Source organism: Desertihabitans aurantiacus, from assembly GCF_003344635.1.
Classification (GTDB): domain Bacteria; phylum Actinomycetota; class Actinomycetes; order Propionibacteriales; family Propionibacteriaceae; genus Desertihabitans; species Desertihabitans aurantiacus.
This window is the reverse complement of the sequence record NZ_QPKK01000463.1, coordinates 1-1,608: the sequence shown is the minus strand read 5'-3', so window position 1 is coordinate 1,608 and position 1,608 is coordinate 1. Positions and strand designations below refer to the sequence as shown.

1 protein-coding gene and 1 pseudogene are annotated in these 1,608 nt (G+C 77.3%); both read left to right on the top strand.

Translation table 11 applies throughout. From position 1 onward, the window contains the following. Positions 1-799: pseudogene (locus tag DVA66_RS20200) on the top strand (hypothetical protein); the annotation flags it as partial. Beyond that, positions 796-1,608, top strand: an 813-nt coding sequence (locus DVA66_RS20195) for an AAA family ATPase (RefSeq protein WP_114561556.1), incomplete at its 3' end; no start/stop codon positions are given. The pseudogene DVA66_RS20200 and the gene DVA66_RS20195, both read left to right, overlap by 4 nt.

Here is a 1,608-nt window from a genome sequence, read left to right as displayed (position 1 = left end):
GGTGCGGACGGTCGACGCCGCCGGGGTCGGGGCCGACCAGCCCGGCTGCGCAGACCCCGCCGCCAGCCGTGCGGGCACCACCGCCGGCGCGGCCGGGGCTCCCGGCTACTCCGCCGAGGACGCCGAGACCGCCTGCTACCCCACCCCCGGCACCGGCCACCGCTACCTCCGGCTGACCTCCCGCGACACCACCGTGCACCTCCTCGGCACCGGATGGGCCAACGGGGAGCTGCTGGTCGAGGGCAACGCCTCCTTCGCCATGCAGGTGCTCGGGCGCCAGCCCGCCCTGGTCTGGCTGAACGACCCGGACCCGGTCGCCGCCGACCCGGCCGACGGGCCGCCCTCGCTGCTGCCCCCGTGGTGGGCCCTGCTCGGTGCGCAGGCGGCCGCCGGATTCGTGCTGCTGCTGCTCTGGCGGGGACGCCGGCTGGGACCGGTGCTGTCCGAGCAGCTCCCGGTGGTGGTGCCGGCCGGGGAGGCCGTCACCGGCCACGGCCGGCTCTACCACCGGATGGGCGCCCGCGAGCACGCCGCGGCGGTGCTGCGCGCCGGCACGGTCGGCCGGCTCTCCCGCCGGCTGGGCCCGACCGACCCGCTCGCCCTGGTCACCACCGTGCAGGCCTCGACCGGACTCGAGCCGGCATGGCTGCGCGAGGTGCTCACCGGCCCGCCACCGCCCGACGACGAGGCCCTGGCCCGGCTCGCGCTCCAGCTCGCCGAGGTCGAGCGCCGGGTGCACGAGCCCGACCGTCCCGCTGCCCGCACCCCCGAGACCACCGTCGAGAGGACCTCCCGATGACCCAGCCCGCCCCTCCCGCTCCCCCGGCGGCCCGCCAGCCCAGCCCGTCCCGCCGCGCCCTCGGGCTGGTCAGGGAGGAGGTGGCCCGGGCCGTGGTCGGTCAGGAGCCGGCCGTGACCGCGCTGCTGATCGGACTGCTCTGCCGCGGGCACGTGCTGCTCGAGGGCGTCCCCGGCACGGCGAAGACGCTGCTGGTGCGGGCCTTCGCCGCGGCCTGCGCGCTGGACAGCAAGCGGGTGCAGTTCACCCCCGACCTGATGCCGGGCGACATCACCGGCTCGCTGGTCTACGACAGCCGCAGCGCCGAGTTCGTCTTCCGCGAGGGGCCGGTGTTCACGAACCTGCTGCTGGCCGACGAGATCAACCGCACCCCGCCCAAGACGCAGGCCGCGCTGCTGGAGGCGATGCAGGAGCGGCAGGTGACCGTCGAGGGCGAGCCGCGTCGGCTGGCCGAGCCGTTCCTCGTCGCCGCCACCCAGAACCCGGTGGAGTACGAGGGCACCTACCCGCTGCCGGAGGCCCAGCTGGACCGCTTCCTCATGAAGGTGCAGGTCGAGCTGCCGCCGCGGCAGGCCGAGCTGGAGGTGCTGCGCCGCCACGCCGAGGGGTTCGACCCCTCCGACCTGGACGCCGCCGGGCTGCGGCCGGTGGCCGGTGCCGAGGACGTCGCGCGGGCCCGGGCGGAGGTGCGCTCGGTGCAGGTGCACCCGGCGGTGCTCGGCTACGTGGTCGACGTCTGCCGAGCCACCCGGGCCGCGCCGTCGCTGCGCGCCGGGGTGTCGCCGCGCGGGGCGACCGCCCTGCTCGCC